Source organism: Streptomyces bugieae, assembly GCF_036352915.1.
Classification (GTDB): domain Bacteria; phylum Actinomycetota; class Actinomycetes; order Streptomycetales; family Streptomycetaceae; genus Streptomyces; species Streptomyces endophytica.
On record NZ_JAZBJP010000030.1, the window covers coordinates 68,870 to 92,491 of the forward strand.

At 69.5% G+C, this 23,622-nt stretch carries 31 protein-coding genes; 28 read left to right on the top strand and 3 right to left on the bottom strand.

From position 1 onward, the window contains the following. Positions 1-2: 2 nt before the first annotated feature. From rplX to truA, 20 genes are all read left to right on the top strand, one after another. A complete protein-coding gene (gene rplX / locus V2J85_RS31675; RefSeq protein WP_030062892.1) occupies positions 3-326 on the top strand; it encodes a 50S ribosomal protein L24 in 324 nt (107 codons plus the stop codon). Beyond that, complete coding sequence (gene rplE / locus V2J85_RS31680; protein WP_030413018.1) at positions 326-886, top strand: 50S ribosomal protein L5; 561 nt, start codon at positions 326-328, stop codon at positions 884-886. Before rplX ends, rplE begins: the two co-directional genes overlap by 1 nt. A gap of 5 nt (positions 887-891) precedes the next feature. Then, entirely contained in the window at positions 892-1,077 is a 186-nt protein-coding gene (locus V2J85_RS31685; RefSeq protein ID WP_003956452.1) for a type Z 30S ribosomal protein S14, read from the top strand. A gap of 239 nt (positions 1,078-1,316) precedes the next feature. Continuing rightward, the gene (gene rpsH / locus V2J85_RS31690) at positions 1,317-1,715 is read left to right on the top strand and encodes a 30S ribosomal protein S8 (protein WP_006604885.1); all 399 of its coding nucleotides are present in this window, start codon (positions 1,317-1,319) and stop codon (positions 1,713-1,715) included. Positions 1,716-1,737: 22 nt separating this feature from the next. Then, the gene (gene rplF, locus V2J85_RS31695) at positions 1,738-2,277 is read left to right on the top strand and encodes a 50S ribosomal protein L6 (RefSeq protein ID WP_201803195.1); all 540 of its coding nucleotides are present in this window, start codon (positions 1,738-1,740) and stop codon (positions 2,275-2,277) included. Between the two features lie 3 nt (positions 2,278-2,280). Further along, positions 2,281-2,664, top strand: coding sequence for a 50S ribosomal protein L18 (gene rplR, locus V2J85_RS31700; RefSeq protein ID WP_261957049.1), 384 nt, complete (start codon positions 2,281-2,283; stop codon positions 2,662-2,664). Between the two features lie 47 nt (positions 2,665-2,711). After that, the gene (rpsE, locus tag V2J85_RS31705; RefSeq protein ID WP_030413022.1) at positions 2,712-3,314 is read left to right on the top strand and encodes a 30S ribosomal protein S5; all 603 of its coding nucleotides are present in this window, start codon (positions 2,712-2,714) and stop codon (positions 3,312-3,314) included. Further along, positions 3,314-3,496, top strand: coding sequence for a 50S ribosomal protein L30 (rpmD, locus tag V2J85_RS31710; protein ID WP_030413023.1), 183 nt, complete (start codon positions 3,314-3,316; stop codon positions 3,494-3,496). Before rpsE ends, rpmD begins: the two co-directional genes overlap by 1 nt. 1 nt (position 3,497) lies before the next feature. After that, positions 3,498-3,953, top strand: a complete 456-nt coding sequence (gene rplO / locus V2J85_RS31715) for a 50S ribosomal protein L15 (RefSeq protein ID WP_030803138.1) — start codon at positions 3,498-3,500, stop codon at positions 3,951-3,953. A 227-nt stretch (positions 3,954-4,180) separates the two neighbouring features. Next, positions 4,181-5,494 carry a preprotein translocase subunit SecY gene (gene secY / locus V2J85_RS31720; RefSeq protein ID WP_030413025.1) on the top strand — a complete coding sequence of 438 codons (1,314 nt, stop codon included), beginning with the start codon at positions 4,181-4,183 and terminating at the stop codon, positions 5,492-5,494. After that, positions 5,494-6,147, top strand: a complete 654-nt coding sequence (locus V2J85_RS31725) for an adenylate kinase (protein WP_261957050.1) — start codon at positions 5,494-5,496, stop codon at positions 6,145-6,147. Before secY ends, V2J85_RS31725 begins: the two co-directional genes overlap by 1 nt. A gap of 100 nt (positions 6,148-6,247) precedes the next feature. After that, complete coding sequence (map, locus tag V2J85_RS31730) at positions 6,248-7,084, top strand: type I methionyl aminopeptidase (RefSeq protein ID WP_261957051.1); 837 nt, start codon at positions 6,248-6,250, stop codon at positions 7,082-7,084. Positions 7,085-7,255: 171 nt separating this feature from the next. Then, positions 7,256-7,477, top strand: coding sequence for a translation initiation factor IF-1 (gene infA, locus V2J85_RS31735; RefSeq protein ID WP_003956442.1), 222 nt, complete (start codon positions 7,256-7,258; stop codon positions 7,475-7,477). 60 nt (positions 7,478-7,537) lie between these two features. Further along, a complete protein-coding gene (gene rpmJ, locus V2J85_RS31740; RefSeq protein WP_003956441.1) occupies positions 7,538-7,651 on the top strand; it encodes a 50S ribosomal protein L36 in 114 nt (37 codons plus the stop codon). Between the two features lie 199 nt (positions 7,652-7,850). After that, positions 7,851-8,231 (top strand): 30S ribosomal protein S13, encoded by a 381-nt coding sequence (gene rpsM / locus V2J85_RS31745; RefSeq protein WP_018090888.1) that lies wholly within the window; start codon positions 7,851-7,853, stop codon positions 8,229-8,231. A 64-nt stretch (positions 8,232-8,295) separates the two neighbouring features. Next, entirely contained in the window at positions 8,296-8,700 is a 405-nt protein-coding gene (gene rpsK, locus V2J85_RS31750; protein WP_004571845.1) for a 30S ribosomal protein S11, read from the top strand. Between the two features lie 27 nt (positions 8,701-8,727). Further along, positions 8,728-9,354, top strand: coding sequence for a 30S ribosomal protein S4 (rpsD, locus tag V2J85_RS31755; protein ID WP_261957052.1), 627 nt, complete (start codon positions 8,728-8,730; stop codon positions 9,352-9,354). 134 nt (positions 9,355-9,488) lie between these two features. Further along, positions 9,489-10,511, top strand: a complete 1,023-nt coding sequence (locus V2J85_RS31760) for a DNA-directed RNA polymerase subunit alpha (RefSeq protein ID WP_003956430.1) — start codon at positions 9,489-9,491, stop codon at positions 10,509-10,511. A 128-nt stretch (positions 10,512-10,639) separates the two neighbouring features. Continuing rightward, positions 10,640-11,122 (top strand): 50S ribosomal protein L17, encoded by a 483-nt coding sequence (gene rplQ / locus V2J85_RS31765; protein ID WP_030413029.1) that lies wholly within the window; start codon positions 10,640-10,642, stop codon positions 11,120-11,122. An 88-nt stretch (positions 11,123-11,210) separates the two neighbouring features. Next, complete coding sequence (truA, locus tag V2J85_RS31770) at positions 11,211-12,068, top strand: tRNA pseudouridine(38-40) synthase TruA (RefSeq protein WP_261957053.1); 858 nt, start codon at positions 11,211-11,213, stop codon at positions 12,066-12,068. A 24-nt stretch (positions 12,069-12,092) separates the two neighbouring features. Here the strand turns inward: truA and V2J85_RS31775 are convergent, their stop codons facing one another. Further along, the gene (locus V2J85_RS31775) at positions 12,093-12,965 is read right to left on the bottom strand and encodes a hypothetical protein (protein ID WP_261957054.1); all 873 of its coding nucleotides are present in this window, start codon (positions 12,963-12,965) and stop codon (positions 12,093-12,095) included. 56 nt (positions 12,966-13,021) lie between these two features. Here V2J85_RS31775 and V2J85_RS31780 point away from each other — a divergent pair, with 56 nt between their 5' ends. The 4 genes from V2J85_RS31780 to glmM all read left to right on the top strand — a co-directional run bounded on the left by V2J85_RS31780 (position 13,022) and on the right by glmM (position 17,444). Next, positions 13,022-14,650, top strand: coding sequence for an ABC-F family ATP-binding cassette domain-containing protein (locus V2J85_RS31780; protein WP_261957055.1), 1,629 nt, complete (start codon positions 13,022-13,024; stop codon positions 14,648-14,650). 283 nt (positions 14,651-14,933) lie between these two features. Then, complete coding sequence (gene rplM, locus V2J85_RS31785; protein ID WP_030413033.1) at positions 14,934-15,377, top strand: 50S ribosomal protein L13; 444 nt, start codon at positions 14,934-14,936, stop codon at positions 15,375-15,377. Positions 15,378-15,421: 44 nt separating this feature from the next. Beyond that, on the top strand, positions 15,422-15,925 hold the full coding sequence (gene rpsI, locus V2J85_RS31790; RefSeq protein WP_261957056.1) for a 30S ribosomal protein S9: 504 nt from the start codon (positions 15,422-15,424) through the stop codon (positions 15,923-15,925). 160 nt (positions 15,926-16,085) lie between these two features. Beyond that, positions 16,086-17,444 carry a phosphoglucosamine mutase gene (gene glmM / locus V2J85_RS31795; RefSeq protein ID WP_261957057.1) on the top strand — a complete coding sequence of 453 codons (1,359 nt, stop codon included), beginning with the start codon at positions 16,086-16,088 and terminating at the stop codon, positions 17,442-17,444. 31 nt (positions 17,445-17,475) lie between these two features. On the opposite strand, the gene V2J85_RS31800 is transcribed toward glmM, so the two are convergent. Beyond that, on the bottom strand, positions 17,476-18,423 hold the full coding sequence (locus V2J85_RS31800; RefSeq protein WP_261957058.1) for a DUF389 domain-containing protein: 948 nt from the start codon (positions 18,421-18,423) through the stop codon (positions 17,476-17,478). Between the two features lie 16 nt (positions 18,424-18,439). Next, positions 18,440-19,429: a type I pantothenate kinase gene (coaA, locus tag V2J85_RS31805; protein ID WP_261957059.1), complete on the bottom strand. Its 990-nt coding sequence runs from the start codon at positions 19,427-19,429 to the stop codon at positions 18,440-18,442. A 168-nt stretch (positions 19,430-19,597) separates the two neighbouring features. Between coaA and V2J85_RS31810 the strand changes: the two genes are divergently transcribed. The 4 genes from V2J85_RS31810 to V2J85_RS31825 are packed head-to-tail and all read left to right on the top strand — an operon-like array spanning position 19,598 to position 23,540. After that, positions 19,598-19,867, top strand: a complete 270-nt coding sequence (locus V2J85_RS31810; protein WP_330823545.1) for a hypothetical protein — start codon at positions 19,598-19,600, stop codon at positions 19,865-19,867. Positions 19,868-19,892: 25 nt separating this feature from the next. Further along, a complete protein-coding gene (gene glmS, locus V2J85_RS31815) occupies positions 19,893-21,740 on the top strand; it encodes a glutamine--fructose-6-phosphate transaminase (isomerizing) (protein ID WP_261957061.1) in 1,848 nt (615 codons plus the stop codon). Continuing rightward, on the top strand, positions 21,737-22,105 hold the full coding sequence (locus tag V2J85_RS31820) for a holo-ACP synthase (RefSeq protein WP_261957062.1): 369 nt from the start codon (positions 21,737-21,739) through the stop codon (positions 22,103-22,105). The genes glmS and V2J85_RS31820 overlap by 4 nt, the downstream gene beginning before the upstream one ends. A gap of 10 nt (positions 22,106-22,115) precedes the next feature. After that, positions 22,116-23,540 carry an NAD(P)H-hydrate dehydratase gene (locus tag V2J85_RS31825; RefSeq protein ID WP_261957063.1) on the top strand — a complete coding sequence of 475 codons (1,425 nt, stop codon included), beginning with the start codon at positions 22,116-22,118 and terminating at the stop codon, positions 23,538-23,540. Positions 23,541-23,622 lie beyond the last annotated feature (82 nt).

A 23,622-nucleotide genomic window follows, 5' to 3' on the forward strand; every position in this document is an offset into this window, starting at 1 on the left:
CGATGAAGATCAAGAAGGGCGACCTGGTCCAGGTCATCACCGGTAAGGACAAGGGCAAGCAGGGCAAGGTCATCCAGGCCTTCCCCCGCGAGGACCGTGTTCTGGTCGAGGGTGTCAACCGGGTCAAGAAGCACACCAAGGCCGGACAGACCGCTCGTGGTTCGAAGACCGGCGGCATCGTGACCACCGAGGCCCCGATCCACGTGAGCAACGTTCAGCTCGTGGTGGAGAAGGACGGCAACAAGGTCGTCACCCGCGTCGGGTACCGCTTCGACGACGAGGGCAACAAGATCCGCGTTGCCAAGCGGACCGGTGAGGACATCTGATGACTGCCACCACCAACGCGCCGCGTCTCAAGACGCGCTACCGCGAAGAGATCGCCGGGAAGCTGAAGGACGAGTTCTCCTTCGAGAACGTCATGCAGATCCCCGGTCTGACCAAGATCGTGGTCAACATGGGTGTGGGCGACGCCGCCCGCGACTCCAAGCTGATCGAGGGCGCCATCCGCGACCTCACCACGATCACCGGCCAGAAGCCGGCCGTCACCAAGGCCCGTAAGTCCATCGCGCAGTTCAAGCTGCGTGAGGGCCAGCCGATCGGTGCCCACGTCACCCTCCGCGGTGACCGCATGTGGGAGTTCCTGGACCGTCTGCTGTCGCTCGCGCTCCCGCGCATCCGCGACTTCCGTGGTCTGTCCCCGAAGCAGTTCGACGGTCGGGGCAACTACACCTTCGGTCTCACGGAGCAGGTCATGTTCCACGAGATCGACCAGGACAAGATCGACCGTACCCGGGGTATGGACATCACCGTGGTCACCACGGCGACCAACGACGATGAGGGCCGCGCTCTCCTTCGTCACCTCGGCTTCCCGTTCAAGGAGGCGTGAGCGAGATGGCGAAGAAGGCTCTGATTGCCAAGGCTGCTCGCAAGCCCAAGTTCGGTGTGCGCGCGTACACCCGCTGCCAGCGCTGCGGCCGTCCGCACTCCGTGTACCGCAAGTTCGGCCTGTGCCGCGTGTGCCTTCGTGAGATGGCTCACCGTGGCGAGCTGCCGGGCGTGACCAAGAGCTCCTGGTAATCCCCCAGTTGGGATTCCCCGGAGACTCTCGGTAAGCAGTCGGTCGGCGGGCACCTGCCCCCTTTTCCCGTAGGGTAGAGGGGTTTGGGTGTCCCGCCGCCCGAGACCGACCGCGGGCCGAGCCCGCATAACGTCGCTTACTACGCCGTAGGTCCCCGCGCCGCACCCGTCCCGACCTTGATCGGGGAGAGGGATGGCGCACATAGGAAACCCCGGCGAGAGAGGCCGAAGGCCAATTCATGACCATGACTGACCCCATCGCAGACATGCTGACCCGTCTGCGGAACGCGAACTCGGCGTACCACGACACCGTCGTGATGCCGCACAGCAAGATCAAGTCGCACATCGCGGAGATCCTCCAGCAGGAGGGTTACATCACCGGCTGGCGTGTCGAGGACGCCGAGGTTGGCAAGAACCTCGTCCTCGAGCTGAAGTTCGGCCCGAACCGCGAGCGCTCGATCGCCGGCATCAAGCGGATCTCGAAGCCGGGCCTCCGGGTCTACGCAAAGTCCACCAACCTGCCGAAGGTCCTCGGCGGCCTGGGCGTGGCGATCATCTCCACGTCCCACGGTCTCCTGACCGGTCAGCAGGCCAGCAAGAAGGGCGTGGGTGGGGAAGTCCTCGCCTACGTCTGGTAACCCGGGAACGGAGGAAGAGCTAATGTCGCGCATTGGCAAGCTGCCCATCCAGGTTCCCGCTGGCGTGGACGTCACCATCGAGGGCCGCACGGTCAACGTGAAGGGTCCCAAGGGTTCCCTTTCGCACACCGTCGCGGCTCCCATCGAGGTCGCCAAGGGTGAGGACGGCGTCATCAACGTCACCCGCCCGAACGACGAGCGTCAGAACAAGGCCCTGCACGGCCTGTCCCGCACGCTGGTGGCGAACATGATCACCGGCGTGACCCAGGGGTACAGCAAGGCGCTCGAGATCAGCGGTGTCGGTTACCGCGTCCAGGCGAAGGGCTCCAACCTGGAGTTCTCCCTGGGCTACAGCCACCCGATCCTGATCGAGGCCCCCGAGGGCATCTCGTTCAAGGTCGAGTCCCCGACCAAGCTCAGCGTCGAGGGCATCGACAAGCAGAAGGTCGGCGAGGTGGCGGCGAACATCCGCAAGCTGCGCAAGCCTGACCCGTACAAGGCCAAGGGCGTCAAGTACGCCGGCGAGGTCATCCGCCGCAAGGTCGGAAAGGCTGGTAAGTAAGCCATGGCATACGGTGTGAAGATCGCTAAGGGCAACGCGTACAAGCGCGCGGCCGCCAAGCGTCGCCACATCCGCATCCGTAAGCGGATTTCGGGTACTTCGGAGCGTCCGCGTCTGGTCGTGACGCGGTCCAACCGCGGCATCACCGCTCAGGTCATCGACGACATCCAGGGCCACACCCTGGCCTCGGCGTCGACCCTGGACGCGTCCATCCGTGGTGGCGAGGGCGACAAGAGCGCCCAGGCCCAGAAGGTCGGCGCCCTGGTTGCCGAGCGTGCCAAGGCCGCCGGTGTCGAGGCCGTCGTGTTCGACCGCGGTGGCAAGCAGTACGCCGGGCGGATTGCCGCTCTGGCCGACGCCGCCCGCGAAGCCGGGCTGAAGTTCTAAAGCCCCGGTTCCGGAGCTAGCGGACGTAACAGAGAGAGGTAAATCCAATGGCTGGACCCCAGCGCCGCGGCAGCGGTGCCGGTGGCGGCGAGCGGCGGGACCGGAAGGGTCGCGACGGTGGCGCTGCCGCCGAGAAGACCGCGTACGTTGAGCGCGTAGTCGCGATCAACCGCGTCGCCAAGGTTGTCAAGGGTGGTCGTCGCTTCAGCTTCACTGCGCTGGTCGTGGTGGGCGACGGTGACGGCACCGTGGGTGTCGGTTACGGCAAGGCCAAGGAAGTTCCGGCTGCCATCGCCAAGGGCGTGGAAGAGGCCAAGAAGAACTTCTTCAAGGTCCCCCGTATCCAGGGCACCATCCCGCACCCCATCCAGGGCGAGAAGGCTGCGGGCGTCGTCCTGCTCAAGCCGGCTTCCCCCGGTACCGGTGTGATCGCCGGTGGCCCCGTGCGTGCCGTTCTGGAGTGCGCGGGCATCCACGACGTGCTGAGCAAGTCGCTCGGTTCGTCGAACCCGATCAACATCGTGCACGCCACGGTGACCGCGCTTCAGGGCCTGCAGCGCCCCGAGGAGATCGCGGCCCGTCGTGGCCTGCCGCTGGAGGACGTGGCTCCCGCCGCTCTGCTGCGGGCGCGTGCAGGGGTGAGCGCGTAATGGCTCGCCTGGAGATCACGCAGACCAAGTCCTACATCGGCAGCAAGCAGAACCACCGCGACACGCTGCGTTCGCTCGGCCTGAAGCGCCTGGGTGACGTGGTTGTCAAGGAGGACCGCCCCGAGTTCCGCGGCATGGTGCACACCGTCCGCCACCTCGTGTCGGTCAAGGAGGTCGACTGACATGGCGGAGCAGAACCCGCTGAAGGTCCACAACCTCCGGCCCGCCCCGGGCGCCAAGACCGCCAAGACCCGTGTCGGTCGTGGTGAGGCGTCCAAGGGTAAGACCGCCGGTCGTGGTACCAAGGGCACCAAGGCCCGTTACCAGGTTCCGGAGCGCTTCGAGGGTGGGCAGATGCCCCTCCACATGCGCCTCCCGAAGCTGAAGGGCTTCAAGAACCCCGCCCACAAGCAGTTCCAGGTCGTGAACCTGGACAAGCTGGCCGCGCTGTACCCGCAGGGTGGCGAGGTCACGGTGGCCGACCTGGTCGCCAAGGGCGCGGTGCGCAAGAACGAGCTCGTCAAGGTCCTGGGCCAGGGCGAGGTCTCCGTGGCGCTGCAGGTTTCGGTTGACGCCGTCTCCGGCTCCGCCAAGGAGAAGATCGCCGCCGCCGGCGGCACCGTCACCGAGCTCATCTGAGTTCGTTGGTTCAACTGACCGGGGATGCCCATCGATTGGGGCATCCCCGGTTGGTCGTTCCACGGGGGTACGGTCGCCGGTAAGGTGGCATGCACTGTTGTTTTCCGGGGCCAATGCCCCGGGCCCCCGCCGCGTGGGCCGCGCCCGCGCGGTTTCCGGCCGTTACGAATTCGTCGATCCTCAAGACCGTCACCTCTCGCCCGCGGGCGGGAGGCGCAGGAGGCACCGTGCTCACCGCGTTCGCCCGAGCGTTCAAGACGCCCGACCTGCGCAAGAAGCTGCTGTTCACGTTGGGCATCATCGTGCTCTACCGGATCGGAGCGCACGTCCCGGTCCCTGGGGTGAACTACGCGAACGTCGAGACCTGCATGAAGCAGGCCGGCGGCAACAGCGGGTTGTTCGCCCTGGTGAACATGTTCAGCGGTGGTGCGCTGCTGCAGATCACGATCTTCGCGCTGGGGATCATGCCGTACATCACGGCGAGCATCATCCTCCAGCTGCTGACCGTGGTCATCCCCAGGCTGGAGGCCCTCAAGAAAGAGGGGCAGTCGGGCCAGGGGAAGATCACCCAGTACACCCGCTACCTGACCGTGGCGCTCGCGGTCCTGCAGGGCACCGGCCTGGTGGCCACCGCCCGCAGTGGCGCGCTCTTCCAGAGCTGCCCGGTCGCCAGCGAGATCGTGCCCAGCGACTCGATCTTCACCACCATCACGATGGTCATCTGCATGACCGCCGGCACCTGCCTGATCATGTGGCTCGGTGAGCTCGTCACCGACCGCGGCATCGGCAACGGCATGTCCATCCTGATGTTCATCTCGATCGCCGCCGGCTTCCCGGGCGCCCTGTGGCAGATCAAGCTCACCGGCAAGCTCGCGGACGGCTGGATCGAGTTCTTCTCGGTGATCGCGGTGGGCCTGGCGATGGTCGCGCTGGTGGTCTTCGTCGAGCAGGCCCAGCGACGCATCCCGGTGCAGTACGCGAAGCGGATGATCGGCCGCCGGTCCTATGGCGGTACGTCCACGTACATCCCGCTCAAGGTGAATCAGGCGGGTGTGATTCCCGTCATCTTCGCGTCGTCGCTGCTCTACATTCCAGCCCTGGTTGCACAGTTCAGCGGGTCGAAGGCGGCATGGGCGACCTGGATCGCCACCAACTTCACCAAGGGAAATCACCCGGTTTACATCGTTACGTACTTCCTGCTGATCGTCTTCTTCGCGTTCTTCTACGTCGCCATCAGCTTCAACCCCGAAGAAGTTGCCGACAACATGAAGAAGTATGGTGGCTTCATCCCGGGTATCCGGGCTGGTCGCCCGACGGCCGAGTACCTCAGCTACGTGCTCAACCGGATCACGTGGCCGGGCTCGCTGTACCTGGGGCTGATCGCGCTCGTACCAACAGTGGCGTTGGTGCTGTTCAACGCGAACCAGAACTTCCCGTTCGGCGGGACGAGCATCCTCATCATCGTGGGTGTGGGTCTGGAGACCGTGAAGCAGATTGAGAGCCAGCTTCAGCAGCGCAACTACGAAGGGTTCCTCCGCTGATGCGAATCGTCCTCGTCGGGCCCCCGGGGGCCGGCAAGGGTACGCAGGCTGCGTACCTTGCCAAGAACCTCGCGATCCCGCACATCTCCACGGGGGACCTGTTCCGGGCCAACATCAGCCAGGGCACCGACCTCGGCAAGAAGGCCAAGGCGTTCATGGACGCCGGTGAGCTCGTTCCCGACGAGGTCACCATCGGCATGGCCCGCGACCGGATGAACCAGCCGGACGCGATCGGCGGCTTCCTGCTGGACGGCTTCCCCCGCAACGTCTCGCAGGCCGAGGCGCTCGACGAGGCCCTCAAGGAGGACGGCGTCACGCTCGACGCGGTCCTGGACCTGGAGGTCCCGGAGGAAGAGGTGGTCAAGCGCATCGCCGGCCGCCGCATCTGCCGCAACGACTCCAGCCACGTCTTCCACGTGTCCTACAGCGCGCCGAAGCAGGAGGGCGTCTGCGACGTCTGCGGCGGGGAGCTGTACCAGCGCGACGACGACAGCGAGGCGACCGTCCGCAAGCGGCTGGAGGTCTACCACACGCAGACCGAGCCGATCATCGACTACTACAAGGCCCAGGACCTGGTCGTCACCATCCCGGCACTCGGGAAGGTCGAAGAGGTCACGGAGCGCGCGATGGCCGCGCTCCAGGGCGGCGAGTAGCCGACAGCTTCGTACGGCCGCGGTGTCCAGCACGGGCACCGCGGCCGTACTGTTGGTCGGGTACGACGGACACAGCACGGACGGAAGGGCGTAAGCCGCGATGGTGGAGATCAAGACCCCCGAGCAGATCGCGAAGATGCGCGAGGCGGGGCTGGTGGTCGCCGCCATCCACGCCGCGACCCGGGAGGTCGCGGTGCCGGGCGCCACGACCAAGGACCTGGACGACGCGGCGCGCAAGGTGCTCGCGGAGCACGGCGCGAAGTCGAACTTCCTCGGCTACGGCGGCTTCCCCGCGACGATCTGCACCTCGGTGAACGACGTCGTGGTCCACGGCATCCCGGACACCGAAACCGTCCTCGCGAACGGCGACATCATCTCCATCGACTGCGGCGCGATCGTCGACGGCTGGCACGGCGACGCCGCGTACACCGCGTTCGTCGGCTCCGGTCACTCCGCGGAGCTGATCGAGCTCAGCCGGGTCACCGAGGGCTCGATGTGGGCGGGCATCGCCGCGGTCGCCAAGGGCAACCGACTGGTCGACATCTCCAAGGCGATCGAGGGCTACATCCGCCGCCAGCCCCGCCCGGCCGGCGGCAAGTACGGCATCGTCGAGGACTACGGCGGCCACGGCATCGGCTCGCAGATGCACATGGACCCGCACCTGCTGAACTACGTCGACCGCAAGCGCGGCCGCGGCCCCAAGCTGGTGCCCGGTTTCTGCATCGCGATCGAGCCGATGGTGAACCTCGGCACCCCGAAGACCCATGTCCTCGAGGACGACTGGACCGTGAAGTCGAACGACGGCAGCTGGTCCTCGCACTGGGAGCACTCGGTCGCGCTGACCGAGCAGGGCCCGCTGGTGCTGACCGCGCCCGACGGCGGCAAGGCCAGGCTCGCGGAGCTCGGGATCACCGCCGCGCCGGACCCGCTGGCGTAAGGATCACCCGGCATGGGCAATAATCCTGGATTCGTCTTTTCCCGGGCCCTGACGTAGACTGACGCGTCGGCTCTCGTGCATCCGTATGCCTGTAAAGGGGTGCGGACGTGTCGTAGGTGTTTCACCTGCGAATGACAGCCGCCAAAAGGTAGCCGATTCGAAGGGCGAAGCGTGGCCAAGAAGCAAGGTGCCATCGAAATCGAGGGCACCGTGATCGAGTCCCTCCCGAACGCGATGTTCAAGGTGGAGCTTCAGAACGGTCACAAGGTCCTCGCGCACATCAGCGGCAAGATGCGGATGCACTACATCCGTATCCTTCCGGATGACCGGGTCGTCGTGGAGCTCTCTCCCTACGACCTGACGCGTGGCCGGATCGTCTACCGCTACAAGTAGATCTTGTCGGCACCCCGCTCCCGTGGGGTGACGGCACTGACCCGGAGAACCTCACATCCCATGAAGGTCAAGCCGAGCGTCAAGAAGATCTGCGACAAGTGCAAGGTGATCCGCCGCCACGGCCGGGTCATGGTCATCTGCGACAACCTGCGCCACAAGCAGCGCCAGGGCTGACGCACGCCGACCACCTGCAATTTCGCAGTTCGCGCGACGCAAGCACCACACGTTCATACGCAGTCACCCGACCCCCCGCACCAGCGGCGTGGGGACGACACCCCCGGCTCGGAGGCCGGGGACCCGGCTCGTAATTCTGCAGAGTCTTACGGGAACGGTGCTGCGGAAGACCTCCGAATAGCCATCAGGAGCCACATCAATGGCACGCCTCGCAGGCGTTGATCTCCCGCGCGAAAAGCGTGTGGAGGTCGCCCTCACCTACGTCTTCGGTATCGGGCGGACGCTCTCGCAGCAGACCCTCGCCGCCACCGGCGTGAACCCGAACACCCGGGTCCGCGACCTGGCCGAGGAAGACCTCGTCAAGATCCGCGAGTACGTCGACAACAACCTCAAGACCGAGGGTGACCTCCGTCGCGAGATCCAGGCCGACATCCGCCGCAAGGTCGAGATCGGCTGCTACCAGGGTCTGCGTCACCGCCGCGGTCTGCCGGTGCACGGTCAGCGCACCAGCACGAACGCCCGTACCCGCAAGGGTCCGCGTCGCGCGATCGCCGGCAAGAAGAAGCCGGGCAAGAAGTAGTCCTCAGCAGGACGCTTACCAGCGGTCTTCGCTGTAGGACCGACCACCTCCACGGGAGATTTGAATGCCTCCGAAGGGCCGTACGGCCGGCGCCAAGAAGGTGCGCCGCAAGGAGAAGAAGAACGTCGCCCACGGGCACGCTCACATCAAGAGCACGTTCAACAACACGATCGTCTCGATCACCGACCCGACCGGGAACGTGATCTCTTGGGCCTCTGCCGGCCACGTCGGCTTCAAGGGCTCGCGCAAGTCCACCCCCTTCGCCGCGCAGATGGCCGCCGAGTCGGCCGCCCGCCGCGCGCAGGAGCACGGCATGCGCAAGGTTGACGTCTTCGTCAAGGGTCCCGGCTCCGGCCGTGAGACCGCGATCCGCTCGCTCCAGGCCACCGGCCTGGAGGTCGGCTCGATCCAGGACGTCACCCCCACCCCGCACAACGGATGCCGCCCGCCCAAGCGTCGCCGCGTCTGACCCACTGAAGTAGGAGACAACTAGACAATGGCGCGTTACACCGGGGCCGACTGCAAGCGTTGCCGTCGGGAGAAGCAGAAGCTCTTCCTCAAGGGGAGCAAGTGCGAGAGCGCGAAGTGCCCGATCGAGATCCGTCCTTACCCCCCGGGTGAGCACGGTCGCGGGCGCACCAAGGACAGCGAGTACCTGCTCCAGCTTCGTGAGAAGCAGAAGTGCAGCCGCATCTACGGTGTCCTTGAGAAGCAGTTCGTGAACTACTACAAGGAAGCGAACCAGAAGACCGGCAAGACCGGTGAGAACCTTCTGCGCATCCTTGAGACCCGCCTCGACAACGTGGTCTACCGGGCCGGCTTCGCCAAGTCCCGCGACCACGCCCGTCAGCTGGTCCGTCACGGACACATCGTCGTCAACGGCCGCAAGACCGACATCCCGTCGGCCCGCGTGGCGGTCAACGACATCATCGAGGTCCGCGAGAGCTCTCGGAACCTGACCCCCTTCGAGGTGGCCAAGGCCGAGGCCGGCGAGAAGACCGTTCCGGCGTGGCTGGAGGCGATCCCCTCGCAGCTGCGGATCCTCGTGCACAGCCTGCCCGAGCGCCAGGTGATCGACACCCAGGTGCAGGAGCAGCTGATCGTCGAGCTCTACTCGAAGTAAGGCTCGTCGGCCCCCGTCACGTCGGGGGCCGGTGGGTGGGGGCGGTACGGGGCCTTGTGCGTCGTACCGCCCGTACCCTTGTCAGTACAGCGGGCGTCAAATAGCGGGCGCCCACGACTGAAGGACCGAAAAACATGCTGATCGCTCAGCGTCCCTCCCTGACCGAAGAGGTCGTGGACGAGTACCGTTCCCGGTTCGTGATCGAGCCGCTGGAGCCGGGCTTCGGCTACACCCTCGGCAACTCCCTGCGTCGTACGCTCCTCTCCTCGATCCCGGGTGCGGCGGTCACGTCCATCCGCATCGACGGCGTTCTGCACGAGTTCACCACCGTGCCGGGCGTCAAGGAGGACGTCACCGACCTCATCCTCAACATCAAGCAGCTGGTCGTCTCCTCCGAGCACGACGAGCCGGTCGTGATGTACCTGCGCAAGCAGGGTCCGGGCCTCGTGACCGCCGCGGACATCGCGCCGCCGGCCGGTGTCGAGGTGCACAACCCCGACCTGGTCCTCGCCACGCTCAACGGCAAGGGCAAGCTGGAGATGGAGCTGACCGTCGAGCGCGGTCGCGGCTACGTCTCCGCCGTGCAGAACAAGCAGGTGGGCCAGGAGATCGGCCGCATCCCGGTCGACTCCATCTACAGCCCGGTGCTCAAGGTCACGTACAAGGTCGAGGCGACCCGTGTCGAGCAGCGCACCGACTTCGACAAGCTGATCGTCGACGTCGAGACCAAGCAGGCGATGCGTCCCCGTGACGCCATGGCCTCCGCCGGTAAGACCCTGGTCGAGCTGTTCGGTCTCGCCCGCGAGCTGAACATCGACGCCGAGGGCATCGACATGGGCCCGTCCCCCACGGACGCCGCCCTGGCCGCCGACCTGGCGCTGCCCATCGAGGAGCTGGAGCTCACCGTCCGCTCCTACAACTGCCTCAAGCGCGAGGGCATCCACTCCGTGGGTGAGCTCGTCGCCCGCTCCGAGGCGGACCTGCTGGACATCCGCAACTTCGGTGCGAAGTCCATCGACGAGGTCAAGGCGAAGCTGGCCGGCATGGGCCTGGCCCTGAAGGACAGCCCGCCCGGATTCGACCCGACCGCCGCTGCCGACGCCTTCGGCGCCGACGACGACGCGGACGCCGGGTTCGTGGAGACCGAGCAGTACTGAGTTCGACCGGCAGGGGTCCGGGAGCCTTTCCCGGGCCCCTGCCGTGTGCATCTTCCGCGGGGCGGCCGCCTCGTGGGAACTGACACCGGTACCTGATACGGCCGGTGCAGCAATGAAGGAGATACACCATGCCGAAGCCCACCAAGGGTGCCCGTCTGGGCGGCAGCGCTGCGCACGAGCGTGCCATGCTGCGCAACCTGGCGACCAACCTCTTCGAGCACGGCCGCATCACGACGACCGAGGCCAAGGCCCGCCGTCTGCGTCCGTACGCGGAGCGTCTGGTGACCAAGGCGAAGAAGGGCGACCTTCACAACCGCCGTCAGGTCATGCAGCTGATCTCGGACAAGAGCGTCGTGCACACGCTCTTCACGGAGATCGCGCCGCGGTTCGCGGAGCGTCCGGGTGGCTACACCCGTATCACCAAGATCGGCAACCGTCGTGGCGACAACGCCCCGATGGCCGTCATCGAGCTGGTCGAGGGCGAGATCGCCAAGAAGGCGACCGTCGCCGAGGCCGAGGCCGCGACCAAGCGCGCGGTGAAGGAAGCCGATGAGGCCGCGGCGACCGAGGCTCCGGCCGAGGCGCCCGCCGAGGAGTCCAAGGACGCCTGAGGTTGACCTCGCGTGAAGCGGGTCCGTCCGAGAGGGCGGGCCCGCTTTCGCGTTTTTCCCAAGGGATCTGCCCTGAGAGGATCTCCCCGTGAGTGACGAAGTACGGCCCGGACACGTCCGCATCCGCCTCGACCTGTCGTACGACGGGTCCGCCTTCCACGGCTGGGCCAAGCAGGCCGGCGGCCGGCGCACCGTGCAGGCCGAGATCGAGGACGCCCTGCGCACCGTGACGCGGTCCGGCGACACGACGTACGAGCTGACGGTGGCCGGCCGGACGGACGCCGGGGTGCACGCGCGGGGCCAGGTGGCGCACGTCGACCTGCCCGGGGAGCTGTGGGCGGAGCACCGGGAGAAGCTGCTGAAGCGGCTCGCCGGGCGGCTTCCCAAGGACGTACGGATCTGGCGCCTGACCGAGGCCCCCGAGGGCTTCAACGCGCGCTTCTCGGCGATCTGGCGGCGCTACGCCTACCGCGTCACCGACAACCCCGGCGGTGTCGACCCGCTGCTGCGCGGGCACGTCCTGTGGCACGACTGGCCGCTCGACGTGGACGCCATGAACGAGGCGGCCCGGCGGCTGCTCGGGGAGCACGACTTCGCGGCGTACTGCAAGAAGCGCGAGGGTGCGACGACCATCCGTACGCTCCAGGACCTCGGCCTGGTGCGGGGCGACGACGGGATCATCACCGCCACGGTGCGGGCCGACGCCTTCTGCCACAACATGGTGCGCTCGCTGATCGGGGCGCTGCTGTTCGTGGGGGACGGGCACCGGCCGGCGGACTGGCCGGGGAAGGTGCTCGCGGCCGGCATACGCGACTCGGCCGTGCACGTGGTCCGGCCGCACGGGCTGACGCTCGAAGAGGTCGGGTATCCGGCGGACGAGCTGCTGGCGGCCCGCAACAAGGAGGCCCGGAACAAGCGGGCGCTGCCGGCGGGCGGCTGCTGCTGAGCCGCCCGCCGGGGAGCCGGCCGGTCAGGAGGACTGGCCGGCCTTCTTCTGGGCTTCCTTCAGCTGGCGTTCGGCGGCCTTGGCGGCCTGGTCCTTGCCGCGCTGGGTGATCTGGGTGAACGCGTAGGAGCCGCCGTCCCGGGCGATCTGCCGGGCCTTGGTCTCCGAGGTGGTGACGTCCTTGCCGTTGAGGTAGCCGGCGATGGTGAAGTAGGCGTAGCGGCCGGTGGCGTTGGTGGCCATCCGGCACTTGTGGCCCTGGCAGAAGTCCGAGGGGACGCCTCCGCCGGGCAGCGGCATGAGGTTGGTCCGGTTCTCGTTCATGACCTTGCTCGCCTTGGCGGGCGAGTCGAAGACCGCGATGCCGATGGTGACCGCCACGCCGCCCTTGGCGTAGGTGGCGCGCAGCAGCTGCTTGCAGCCGTTGTGGGACAGCGAGGAGACCAGCGCGCCCTGGGCGCCTGCGGTGCAGTCCTTGGTCGAGGCGGTGCTGGTGCGCGGGTAGCTGTGCTCGCCGATGACCATGGTCTTCTGCGGGAAGAGCGTGGCCGGGGTGAGCGGCGCGGTGTCCTTCTTGGGATCGGAGATGTAGTCCTGCGGGTTGGGCGGCGGCGGGACGGAGACGTCCGGGAAGGACGGCTTGTCGTCCGGGACCGCGGCCTGGCCGGAGGAGGTGGGCGCGGCGGTCGGCTTGCCGCCGGGGGAGTCGCCGCCGGCCATCACCGCGGCGGCGACGATGCCGGCCACCGCGACGGTCGCCAGTGCTCCGCCGCCGATCCACATCCACCGTTTGCGGCGGGACTGCGCCTCGCTCTCCTCGGCGAGCGCGTCCCAGTCCGGCGTGGACGAGAAAGATCCCCCGGGGCCGTCGAAGGGCCCGCCTTGCCCAAAACTCATGGCGCGCATCCTAATGGGGTTGGTGGAACGCTTATAGGCCGGTCACAATCCGGACCATGGGACATCTGGAAGCAGGGCACCTGGAGTACTACCTGCCGGACGGGAGGGTCCTGCTGGGGGACGTGTCCTTCCGGGTGGCGGAGGGCGCGACGGTCGCGCTGGTCGGGGCCAACGGCGCGGGCAAGACAACGCTGCTGCGGCTGCTCGCGGGGGAGCTGGCGCCGCACGGCGGATCGGTGACGGTCAGCGGCGGGCTGGGCGTGATGCCGCAGTTCGTCGGCTCGGTGCGGGACGACCGGACGGTGCGTGACCTGCTGGTGTCGGTGGCCCAGCCGCGGATCCGGGAGGCGGCCGCGGCGGTGGACGCCGCGGAGCTGGCGCTCATGACCGAGGACGACGAGGCCGCGCAGATGGCCTACGCGCAGGCGCTGAGTGACTGGGCCGAGGCACGGGGTTACGAGGCCGAGACGGTCTGGGACATGTGCACGACGGCCGCGCTCGGCGTCCCGTACGAGAAGGCGCAGTGGCGGCAGGTGCGCACGCTCAGCGGGGGCGAGCAGAAGCGGCTGGTGCTGGAGTCGCTGCTGCGCGGCACGGACGAGGTGCTGCTGCTGGACGAGCCGGACAACTATCTGGACGTGCCGGGCAAGCGCTGGCTGGAGGAGCAGCTGCGGCAGACCCGTAAGACGGTGCTCTTCGTCTCGCACGACCGGGAGCTGCTGGCCCGCGCCGCGGAGAAGATCGTCAGCGTCGAGCCGGGCCCGGCGGGCTCGGACGTGTGGGTGCACGGCGGCGGCTTCGGCACGTACCACGAGGCGCGCCGGGAGCGCTTCGCCCGCTTCGAGGAGCTGCGGCGGCGCTGGGACGAGAAGCACGCCCAGCTGAAGAAGCTGGTGGTCAATCTGCGGCAGGCGGCCGCGGTGAGCCATGAGATGGCCTCGCGCTACGCGGCGGCGCAGACCCGGCTGCGGAAGTTCGAGGAGGCCGGCCCGCCGCCGGAGCCGCCGCGGGAGCAGGACATCACGATGCGGCTGCGCGGCGGCCGCACCGGCGTCCGGGCGGTGACCTGCGCGGACCTGGAGCTGACCGGCCTGATGAAGCCGTTCTCGCTGGAGGTCTTCTACGGCGAGCGGGTCGCGGTGCTGGGCTCCAACGGCTCCGGCAAGTCGCACTTCCTGCGCCTGCTGGCCGGAGACGCCGACGATCCGGTGGCCCACACCGGCACCTGGAAGCTGGGCGCCCGCGTCGTGCCCGGCCACTTCGCCCAGACCCACGCCCACCCCGAGCTGAGGGGCCGCCCCCTGCTCGACATCCTCTGGACCGAGCACGCCAAGGACAAGGGCCAGGCGATGTCCGCCCTGCGTCGCTACGAGCTGGAGAAGCAGGCCGAGCAGCCCTTCGACCGCCTCTCCGGCGGCCAGCAGGCCCGCTTCCAGATCCTGCTCCTGGAGCTCTCGGGCACCACGGCCCTGCTCCTGGACGAGCCGACCGACAACCTGGACCTGGAGTCGGCGGAGGCGCTGCAGGAGGGCCTGGAGTCGTACGAGGGGACGGTTCTGGCGGTCACGCATGACCGCTGGTTCGCGCGTTCCTTCGACCGGTTCCTGGTGTTCGGGTCGGACGGCGTGGTGCGGGAGACGGCGGAGCCGGTGTGGGACGAGCGGAGGGTCGAGCGGAAGCGGTAGGAGGCGCCGGGCGAGCGGGGGCGCGGGCCGGTGTGGGGGGCGTTTTGACCGCGCTGGGGACGGCCCGGTATTCTGCTGGTTCGTTATGCGTATTGGCTTGCTCTATCTCACGTGAGGGGCCCTTACGCCGGTCCACCGGACCGATCACCAGCGGCGGACGAACGGGTTGCGTCACCCGTAGTGCCGCCCTGCTGCGTGATCGATTGTGGTGACCAGTACAGGACCCACCCCCGAGTCCTCACGGCCCGGGGGTCCCATCACTGAAGAAGCGAAGGCTACGACCGTGCGTACGTTCAGCCCCAAGCCCGGCGATGTCCAGCGCCAGTGGCACATCATTGACGCGCAGGACGTTGTCCTGGGCCGTCTGGCCAGCCAGGCCGCGTCCCTCCTGCGGGGTAAGCACAAGCCGGTGTATGCACCGCACGTTGACACCGGTGACTTCGTCATCATCATCAACGCCGACAAGGTGCACCTGTCCGGCAACAAGAAGACCCAGAAGATGGCCTACCGTCACTCCGGCTTCCCGGGTGGTCTGCGCTCCGTCCGTTACGACGAGCTGCTCGACAAGAACCCCGAGAAGGCCGTCGAGAAGGCCATCAAGGGCATGCTCCCCAAGAACACCCTCGGCCGTCAGATGCTCTCGAAGCTGAAGGTCTACGCGGGCGCCGAGCACCCGCACGCTGCGCAGCAGCCGGTGCCGTTCGAGATCACCCAGGTCGCGCAGTAAGTCCGGCCACCCCCTAAGACGACAGAGAATTCTTAAGGAGCATCGTGGCTGAGACCACCCCCGAGACCCCGCTGGACGAGGTCGAGGAGTACACCACCGAGACCGAGGTCGTGGAGTCGGAGTACACCTCCGAGTCCCTCGCGTCCCGCTTCGGCGACCCGCAGCCGGCCGCCGGCCTGGGCCGTCGCAAGAACGCCATCGCCCGCGTCCGGATCGTTCCGGGCTCCGGCCAGTGGAAGATCAACGGCCGCACCCTCGAGGGCTACTTCCCGAACAAGGTGCACCAGCAGGAAGTCAACGAGCCCTTCAAGGTGCTCGAGCTCGACAACCGCTACGACGTCATCGCCCGCATCGCCGGCGGCGGCATCTCTGGCCAGGCCGGTGCGCTGCGCCTGGGCGTGGCCCGTGCGCTGAACGAGGCGGACGTCGAGAACAACCGCCCCGCGCTGAAGAAGGCCGGGTTCCTCAAGCGTGACGACCGTGCGGTCGAGCGCAAGAAGGCCGGTCTGAAGAAGGCCCGCAAGGCGCCGCAGTACAGCAAGCGCTAATCACGCGCTGCATCATGCAGCTCGTGGCGTACGCCCCGGTGGCACTTCCCGTGCTGCCGGGGCGTTCGGCTATCCGGGACCGGGCGGCGTAGATCCCCGTCCAGGGGCGTATACCTGGACGTGACGCTCTGGTCCAAGCTCAGAAACTCGGAGGACACCAGTGGGACGACTCTTCGGCACGGACGGTGTGCGCGGCGTCGCCAATGCGGACCTGACGGCGGAGCTGGCGCTCGGTCTGTCGGTCGCTGCGGCGCATGTGCTTGCGGAAGCGGGCACATTCGAGGGTCACCGGCCGGTGGCCGTGGTCGGGCGGGATCCGCGGGCGTCGGGGGAGTTCCTGGAGGCGGCGGTGGTGGCCGGGCTGGCCAGCGCCGGGGTGGACGTGCTGCGGGTGGGCGTGCTGCCGACCCCGGCGGTGGCGTACCTGACCGGCTCGCTGGGCGCGGACCTGGGCGTGATGCTCTCCGCCAGCCACAACCCGATGCCCGACAACGGCATCAAGTTCTTCGCCCGCGGCGGCCACAAGCTCGCCGACGAGCTGGAGGACCGGATCGAGGAGACCTACCGCGCGCACAGCTCCGGTGAGCCGTGGGAGCGGCCGACCGGCGGCGGCGTGGGCCGGGTCACCGTCTACGACGAGGGCTTCGACAACTACGTCGCGCACCTGGTCGGCGTCCTGCCGAACCGCCTGGACGGGCTGAAGGTCGTCATCGACGGTGCGCACGGCGCGGCGGCGCGGGTCTCGCCCGAGGCGTTCGCCCGGGCCGGCGCCGAGGTCGTCACCCTCGGCACCGACCCCGACGGCCTGAACATCAACGACGGCTGCGGCTCCACCCACCTCGCGCAGCTGCGCGCGGCCGTCGTCGAGCACGGCGCCGACCTCGGCGTCGCCCACGACGGGGACGCGGACCGCTGCCTGGCCGTGGACCGCGAGGGCAACGAGGTCGACGGGGACCAGATCCTGTCCGTGCTGGCGCTCGGCATGCGGGAGGCCGGGGCGCTGCGGAAGAACACCGTGGTCGCCACCGTCATGTCCAACCTGGGCTTCAAGCTGGCCATGGAGCGCGAGGGCATCGACCTCGTGCAGACCGCGGTCGGCGACCGGTACGTCCTGGAGGAGATGAAGGCCCACGGTTTCGCGCTGGGCGGTGAGCAGTCCGGGCACGTCATCGTGCTGGACCACGCGACCACCGGCGACGGCACGCTGACCGGCCTGATGCTGGCGGCCCGGGTCGCGGCGACCGGCCGTACGCTCGGGGAGCTGGCGGGCGTCATGGAGCGGCTGCCGCAGGTCCTGGTCAACGTCCCCGACGTCGACAGGTCGCGGGTGGCCTCCTCGCCCGAGCTGACCCAGGCGGTCGCCGAGGCCGAGCGGGAGCTGGGAGCGACCGGGCGGGTGCTGCTGCGGCCGTCCGGCACCGAGCCGCTGGTCCGGGTGATGGTGGAGGCCGCGGACGAGGAGCAGGCGCGGGCGGTGGCCGGCCGGCTCGCGGACGCGGTCAAGTCCGCGCTGGGATAAGGGATGTGGGCCCCGCCCGCCGGGCGCGCCGTCAGTGGCGCGGCCGGCGGGCGGGGCCCGTGTCGTGCCGGGCCCACAGCAGTTTCTGGGCGACCAGGGTCAGGGTGCCGGCCACGATGATGCCCGCCAAGTTCAGCAGCAGCTGCTCCATGGAGTGCCAGGCCTGGCCGTACGCGCCGTAGGCGAGCGCGACCGCGGCGTTGGCGGCGGCCGGGACGGTCGTCACGGAGATCGCCACTCCTACCAGGGCGCCCGATTTCGCGGACGTCAGGGAGAGCACCCCGGCGGTCCCGGCCAGCACGGCGACGACGAACGAGAACCAGTCCGGCCGGTAGATGAAGTTCGTGTTGGGCCGCTCCGCCGCCAGCGCCCCGGCGTGGAACAGGCCCATCGCGTCCATGAAGAGGCTGAAGCCCACCGTCAGGACCATGGCCGCGGCGAAGCCGACGACCAGCGCCGTCACCGAGCGCCAGGCCAGCCGCGGCGCCCGCTGCACCAGCGCGGTGCAGATACCGGCCAGCGGGCCGAACTCCGGGCCCACCGCCATCGCGCCGACAATCAGGATCGCGTTGTCGAGGACCACACCGCAGGCCGCGATCATCGTGGCGACCGTCAGGAACGCCAGGTAGGTGGCGGAGAGCGTGGACTCCTCGTGGGTGGCGTCGGTCAGCGACTCCCACAGCACCGCGTCGGCCCCCTCGCCGGGCGCCTCCTCCTCGGCCCGTTCGGCCCGTACCGACAGCGACAGGTCGATGTTCTCGATCGCGATCGAGCCGTCCTTGTGCAGGCCCAGCGCCCGCAGCTCGGCCAGCAGTCCGTCGGCGGCCTCCCGGGCTACGTCGCACAGCACCACATCGCCCCGCGGGTCCCGGGCGGCCCCGGCCAGCACCGCCACATGGGCCGTACCGACCGTCGTCTCCAGCAGCTCCAGGGCCGCGTCCGTACGGTCCGTCGGCACGATCATTCGCAGATGCAGCACGGTCCGCGCACCCTTCCTACAGCTTGCGCAGCGACAGCCGCTGCACCTTGTGGTCCGGGCCCTTGCGCAGCACCAGGCTGGCGCGGCCGCGGGTGGGGGCCACGTTCTGCTGCAGGTTGGGCTTGTTGATGGTGCGCCACATCATGCGGGCGTAGTCGAGGGCCTCCGCCTCGGAGACCTGGGTGTACTTGCGGAAGTACGAGAACGGGTTCTGGAAGGCGGTCTCGCGCAGTTTGCGGAACCGGCCGAGGTACCACTGCTCGATGTCCTCGGTGCGGGCGTCGACGTACACGGAGAAGTCGAAGAAGTCGGCCAGACCGAGGCGGGTGCGCCCGTCCTTGCCGGGCAGCGCCGGCTGCAGGACGTTGAGGCCCTCGACGATGAGGATGTCCGGGCGGTGCACGGTGAGCCGCTCGCCGGGCACGATGTCGTAGATCAGGTGCGAGTAGACCGGGGCGGTGACCTCCGCCTTGCCGGACTTCACGTCCGCGACGAATCGGGTCAGCGCCCGGCGGTCGTAGGACTCCGGGAAGCCCTTGCGGGACATCAGGCCGCGTCGGTGCAGCTCGGCGTTGGGGAACAGGAACCCGTCGGTGGTGACCAGTTCGACGCGCGGATGCTCCGGCCAGCGGGCGAGCAGCGCCTGCAGCAGCCGGGCGGTGGTCGACTTGCCGACCGCGACGCTGCCGGCGACGCCTATGACGAACGGGGTGCCGGGCTGCGAGCCGTGGCCGTCGCCGGCGTCGCCCAGGAAGGTGTTCAGCGCGCCGCGCAGGTTGCTGGTCGCGCCGACGTAGAGGTTCAGCAGCCGGGACAACGGGAGGTAGACGTCGCGGACCTCGTCCAGGTCGATGACGTCGCCCAGGCCGCGCAGCCGTTCCACCTCTTCGGCGGTCAGCGGCAGCGGGGTCTTCTCCCTGAGGGCGCTCCACTGGGCGCGCGTCAGATCGACGTAGGGGGAGCTGTCGGCGCGGCGGCGCGCGGGCGGATCGGTCGTCAGGGCCACGCGCCCATTGTGCGCAGCCGTCACACGCCGTTCATGCCGGGGTGTCATACGCCACCCCGGCCCGGGGTGTGGCCTTCACCACCTGCAGGTCTGTACCGGACGGATTCGGCCCGGTACGGTCGGCGCGGGGGCGGCCCGCGATCCGGGCCGCGAAGAAGACACAGGGGGGTGGCTGTGCGCACGCGCAAGCCAGCACTGCCGGGACTGCGGTACCGGCGCAGGAAGACCGGAACGGACGGCACGGCGACGGACCTCTTCGTCGCCCGGGTGCACGCCGAACTCGCCGAGGATCTGCCGGACGAGGATCTGGGCGAGGACCTCGCCGACTTCCTGGAGCGGTACGAGCCGGCCGGCGGGCCCGGCGCCGACGCGGAGGCCGACGAGGAGTTCCTGGAGACGGTGCGGGAGGCGCACCACCGGATAGCGCGCGGGTATTGAGCGGGCCGCGTCGTAGGCTGCCTCCATGTGCGGAATCGTGGGTTATGTGGGCGGGCAGAGCGCCCTGGACGTCGTCCTGGCCGGGCTGAAGCGGCTGGAGTACCGCGGCTACGACTCGGCGGGCGTCGCCGTGCTGGCCGACGGCGGGCTGGCCGCGGCCAAGAAGGCCGGCAAACTCGCCAACCTGGAGAAGGAGCTGGCGGACCGTCCGCTGCCGGCCGGCTCCACCGCCATCGGGCACACCCGGTGGGCCACCCACGGCGGGCCCACCGACGAGAACGCCCACCCGCACCTGGACAACGCCGGGCGGGTCTCGGTGGTGCACAACGGCATCATCGAGAACTTCGCCGCGCTGCGCACCGAACTCGCCGAGCGCGGCCACACCTTGGCGTCCGAGACGGACACCGAGGTCGTGGCGCATCTGCTCGCCGAGTGCTACTCCTCGTGCGGTGAGCTGGCCGAGGCGATGCGGCAGGTGTGCCGGCGGCTGGAGGGCGCGTTCACGCTGGTCGCGGTGCACGCCGACGAGCCCGACGTGGTCGTCGGGGCGCGCCGCAACTCCCCGCTGGTGGTGGGCGTCGGGGACGGCGAGGCCTTCCTCGCCTCGGACGTCGCGGCGTTCATCGCGCACACCCGCGAGGCGATCGAACTGGGCCAGGACCAGGTCGTCGAGGCCCGCCGGGACGGGGTGACGGTCACCGACTTCGACGGTGCGCCGGCGGACGTCCGCGAGTACCACGTCGACTGGGACGCCTCGGCCGCCGAGAAGGGCGGCTACGACTACTTCATGCTCAAGGAGATCGCCGAGCAGCCCAAGGCCGTCGCGGACACCCTGCTGGGCCGGATCGACGCCTCGGGGGTGCTGTCCCTGGACGAGGTGCGGATCCCGCCGGAGGTGCTGCGCGAGGTCGACAAGGTCGTCATCGTCGCGTGCGGGACGGCGTACCACGCCGGCATGATCGCCAAGTACGCGATCGAGCACTGGACCCGCATCCCCTGCGAGACCGAGCTGGCCAGCGAGTTCCGCTACCGCGACCCGATCCTGGACCGGCGCACGCTGGTGATCGCGATCAGTCAGTCCGGCGAGACCATGGACACCCTGATGGCGCTCCGGCACGCCCGTGAGCAGGGCGCGAAGGTGCTGGCCATCTGCAACACCAACGGCTCGACGATCCCCCGCGAGTCGGACGCGGTGCTGTACACACACGCCGGTCCCGAGGTCGCGGTGGCGTCGACGAAGGCGTTCCTGACCCAGCTGGTCGCCTGCTACCTGGTCGCGCTGTACGTCGCGCAGGTACGGGGCACGAAGTGGGGCGACGAGATCCGGGCGGTGGTGCGCGAACTGGCCGCCATCGGCACCCAGGTCGAGCAGGTGCTCGGCACGATGGAGCCGGTGCGGGAGCTGGCCCGCAGCCTCGCCGACAAGAACACCGTGCTGTTCCTCGGCCGGCACGTGGGCTACCCGGTGGCGCTGGAGGGCGCGCTGAAGCTCAAGGAGCTGGCGTACATGCACGCCGAGGGGTTCGCGGCCGGTGAGCTCAAGCACGGCCCGATCGCGCTGATCGAGGACGATCTGCCGGTCGTCGTCGTGGTCCCGTCGCCGCGCGGCCGGTCCGTGCTGCACGACAAGATCGTCTCCAACATCCAGGAGATCCGGGCCCGCGGCGCCCGCACGATCGTGATCGCCGAGGAGGGCGACGAGGCCGTGGTGCCGTACGCCGACCACCTCGTGCGCATCCCGCACACCCCGGTGCTGCTGCAGCCGCTGGTGTCCACCGTCCCGCTGCAGGTCTTCGCCTGCGAGCTCGCCACCGCCCGCGGCAACGAGGTCGACCAGCCGCGCAACCTCGCCAAGTCGGTGACGGTGGAGTGATCATCGGGGTGGGGATCGACGTCGCCGAGATCGACCGGTTCGCCGCGGCGCTGGACCGCACGCCCGAGCTGGCCGGCCGGCTGTTCGTCGCGTCGGAACTGCTGCTGCCGAGCGGGGAGCGGCGCGGCACGGCGTCGCTCGCGGCCCGGTTCGCCGCCAAGGAGGCGGTGGCCAAGGCACTGGGCGCGCCGGGCGGGCTGCACTGGACGGACGCGGAGGTGTACGTCGAGGACAGCGGCCAGCCGCGGCTGCGGGTGCGCGGCACGGTCGAGGCGTGCGCGGCCCGGCTGGGCGTGCGGTCGTGGCACCTCTCGCTGAGCCATGACGCGGGGGTCGCTTCGGCCGTGGTGATCGCCGAGGGGTGACACTGGGGCCATGAGGACTGCCTACAGCGTATCGACCGTGCGGGCCGCCGAGCGGGACCTGATGGCCCGTCTGCCGGAAGGGGCCCTGATGCAGCGGGCGGCGGCCGGACTGGCCGCCGCCTGCCGGGAGTTGCTGGGCCGGGTCTACGGCAGCCGGGTCGTCCTGCTGGTGGGCAGCGGCGACAACGGCGGGGACGCGCTGTACGCCGGGGCCCGGCTGGCCCGGCGCGGGGCCGGCGTGGTGGCCGTCCTGCTCTCGCCGGAGCGGGCCCACCAGGGCGGCCTCGGCGCGCTGCGGGCGGCCGGCGGCCGGGTGTCGGACGACGCGCTGCGGGACATCGCCCGGTGCGATCTGGTCGTGGACGGGATCGTGGGCATCGGCGGCCGCGGCGGGCTGCGGCCGGACGCCGCCGAACTCGCCCGCGCGGCATGGGAGTCGGCGCCCGTCGTCGCGGTCGACCTGCCCAGCGGGGTGGACGCGGACAGCGGCGAGGTGCGCGGCGAGGCGGTCCGGGCCGATGCGACGGTGACGTTCGGGGCGTACAAGCCGGGCCTGCTGATCGACCCGGCCCGGGAGCGGGCGGGCGCGCTGCGGCTGGTGGACATCGGCCTGACGCTGCCCGGGGAGGCCGAGTACGAGGCGCTGCAGCACGCGGACGTGGCGGAACTGCTGCCGCGCCCGGCGGCGGAGAGCGACAAGTACCGGCGGGGCGTGGTCGGCGTGGTCGCCGGGTCGGCGCGCTATCCGGGGGCGGCGGTGCTGGCGGTGGCCGGTGCGCTGCGCGGCGGCGCGGGGGCGGTGCGGTACGTCGGGCCGGCCGCGGACGCGGTGCTGGCCCGTTTCCCCGAGACGCTGGTGCACGCCGGGCCGCCGCACAAGGCCGGCCGGGTGCAGTCCTGGGTGATCGGCCCCGGCCTCGGCGACGAATCGGACGCCCTTCAGGACGTGCTGGCCTCCGACGTACCGGTCCTGGTGGACGCCGACGGGCTGCGCTTCCTGACGCCGGAACGGGTCCGGGCGCGCACCGCCGAGACCCTGCTGACGCCGCACGCCGGGGAGGCGGCGGCGCTGCTGGGACGGGCCCGCGACGAGGTCGAGGCGGAACGGCTCGCGTCCGTACGGGAGCTGGCGGCGCGCTATGCCGCGACGGTGCTGCTGAAGGGCTCGACGACGCTGGTCGCGCAGGAGAGCGGCCCGGTGCGGGTGAACCCCACGGGCACCGGCTGGCTGGCCACGGCCGGCAGCGGTGACGTCCTGTCGGGCGTCACCGGCTCGCTCCTCGCCGCCGGCCTGCCCGCCCGCGACGCGGCATCCGTCGGCGCGTACCTCCACGGCCTGGCGGCCCGCCGGGCCGCCGGCCCCGAGGGTGCCCCCATCCTCGCCACGGAGGTGGCGGACCATCTGGGGGCGGCCTGGCGGGATGTGACGGGGTGACAGGTCTTGGCGGGGCCGGGGTTACGCCCCGCGGGGGAATGCCGCGGGCAGCAGGGCGAACCTCGTGGCCGGTCGGGCGGCA

Bases quoted from the DNA above. Each gene is read 5' to 3' on its own strand.
- rplX (WP_030062892.1), top strand. From the start codon at position 3: ATGAAGATCAAGAAGGGCGACCTGGTCCAGGTCATCACCGGTAAGGAC.
- rplE (WP_030413018.1), top strand. From the start codon at position 326: ATGACTGCCACCACCAACGCGCCGCGTCTCAAGACGCGCTACCGCGAA.
- V2J85_RS31685 (WP_003956452.1), top strand. From the start codon at position 892: ATGGCGAAGAAGGCTCTGATTGCCAAGGCTGCTCGCAAGCCCAAGTTC.
- rpsH (WP_006604885.1), top strand. From the start codon at position 1,317: ATGACCATGACTGACCCCATCGCAGACATGCTGACCCGTCTGCGGAAC.
- rplF (WP_201803195.1), top strand. From the start codon at position 1,738: ATGTCGCGCATTGGCAAGCTGCCCATCCAGGTTCCCGCTGGCGTGGAC.
- rplR (WP_261957049.1), top strand. From the start codon at position 2,281: ATGGCATACGGTGTGAAGATCGCTAAGGGCAACGCGTACAAGCGCGCG.
- rpsE (WP_030413022.1), top strand. From the start codon at position 2,712: ATGGCTGGACCCCAGCGCCGCGGCAGCGGTGCCGGTGGCGGCGAGCGG.
- rpmD (WP_030413023.1), top strand. From the start codon at position 3,314: ATGGCTCGCCTGGAGATCACGCAGACCAAGTCCTACATCGGCAGCAAG.
- rplO (WP_030803138.1), top strand. From the start codon at position 3,498: ATGGCGGAGCAGAACCCGCTGAAGGTCCACAACCTCCGGCCCGCCCCG.
- V2J85_RS31725 (WP_261957050.1), top strand. From the start codon at position 5,494: ATGCGAATCGTCCTCGTCGGGCCCCCGGGGGCCGGCAAGGGTACGCAG.
- map (WP_261957051.1), top strand. From the start codon at position 6,248: ATGGTGGAGATCAAGACCCCCGAGCAGATCGCGAAGATGCGCGAGGCG.
- rpmJ (WP_003956441.1), top strand. From the start codon at position 7,538: ATGAAGGTCAAGCCGAGCGTCAAGAAGATCTGCGACAAGTGCAAGGTG.
- rpsM (WP_018090888.1), top strand. From the start codon at position 7,851: ATGGCACGCCTCGCAGGCGTTGATCTCCCGCGCGAAAAGCGTGTGGAG.
- rpsK (WP_004571845.1), top strand. From the start codon at position 8,296: ATGCCTCCGAAGGGCCGTACGGCCGGCGCCAAGAAGGTGCGCCGCAAG.
- rpsD (WP_261957052.1), top strand. From the start codon at position 8,728: ATGGCGCGTTACACCGGGGCCGACTGCAAGCGTTGCCGTCGGGAGAAG.
- V2J85_RS31760 (WP_003956430.1), top strand. From the start codon at position 9,489: ATGCTGATCGCTCAGCGTCCCTCCCTGACCGAAGAGGTCGTGGACGAG.
- rplQ (WP_030413029.1), top strand. From the start codon at position 10,640: ATGCCGAAGCCCACCAAGGGTGCCCGTCTGGGCGGCAGCGCTGCGCAC.
- V2J85_RS31775 (WP_261957054.1), bottom strand. From the start codon at position 12,965: ATGAGTTTTGGGCAAGGCGGGCCCTTCGACGGCCCCGGGGGATCTTTC.
- V2J85_RS31780 (WP_261957055.1), top strand. From the start codon at position 13,022: ATGGGACATCTGGAAGCAGGGCACCTGGAGTACTACCTGCCGGACGGG.
- glmS (WP_261957061.1), top strand. From the start codon at position 19,893: ATGTGCGGAATCGTGGGTTATGTGGGCGGGCAGAGCGCCCTGGACGTC.
- V2J85_RS31825 (WP_261957063.1), top strand. From the start codon at position 22,116: ATGAGGACTGCCTACAGCGTATCGACCGTGCGGGCCGCCGAGCGGGAC.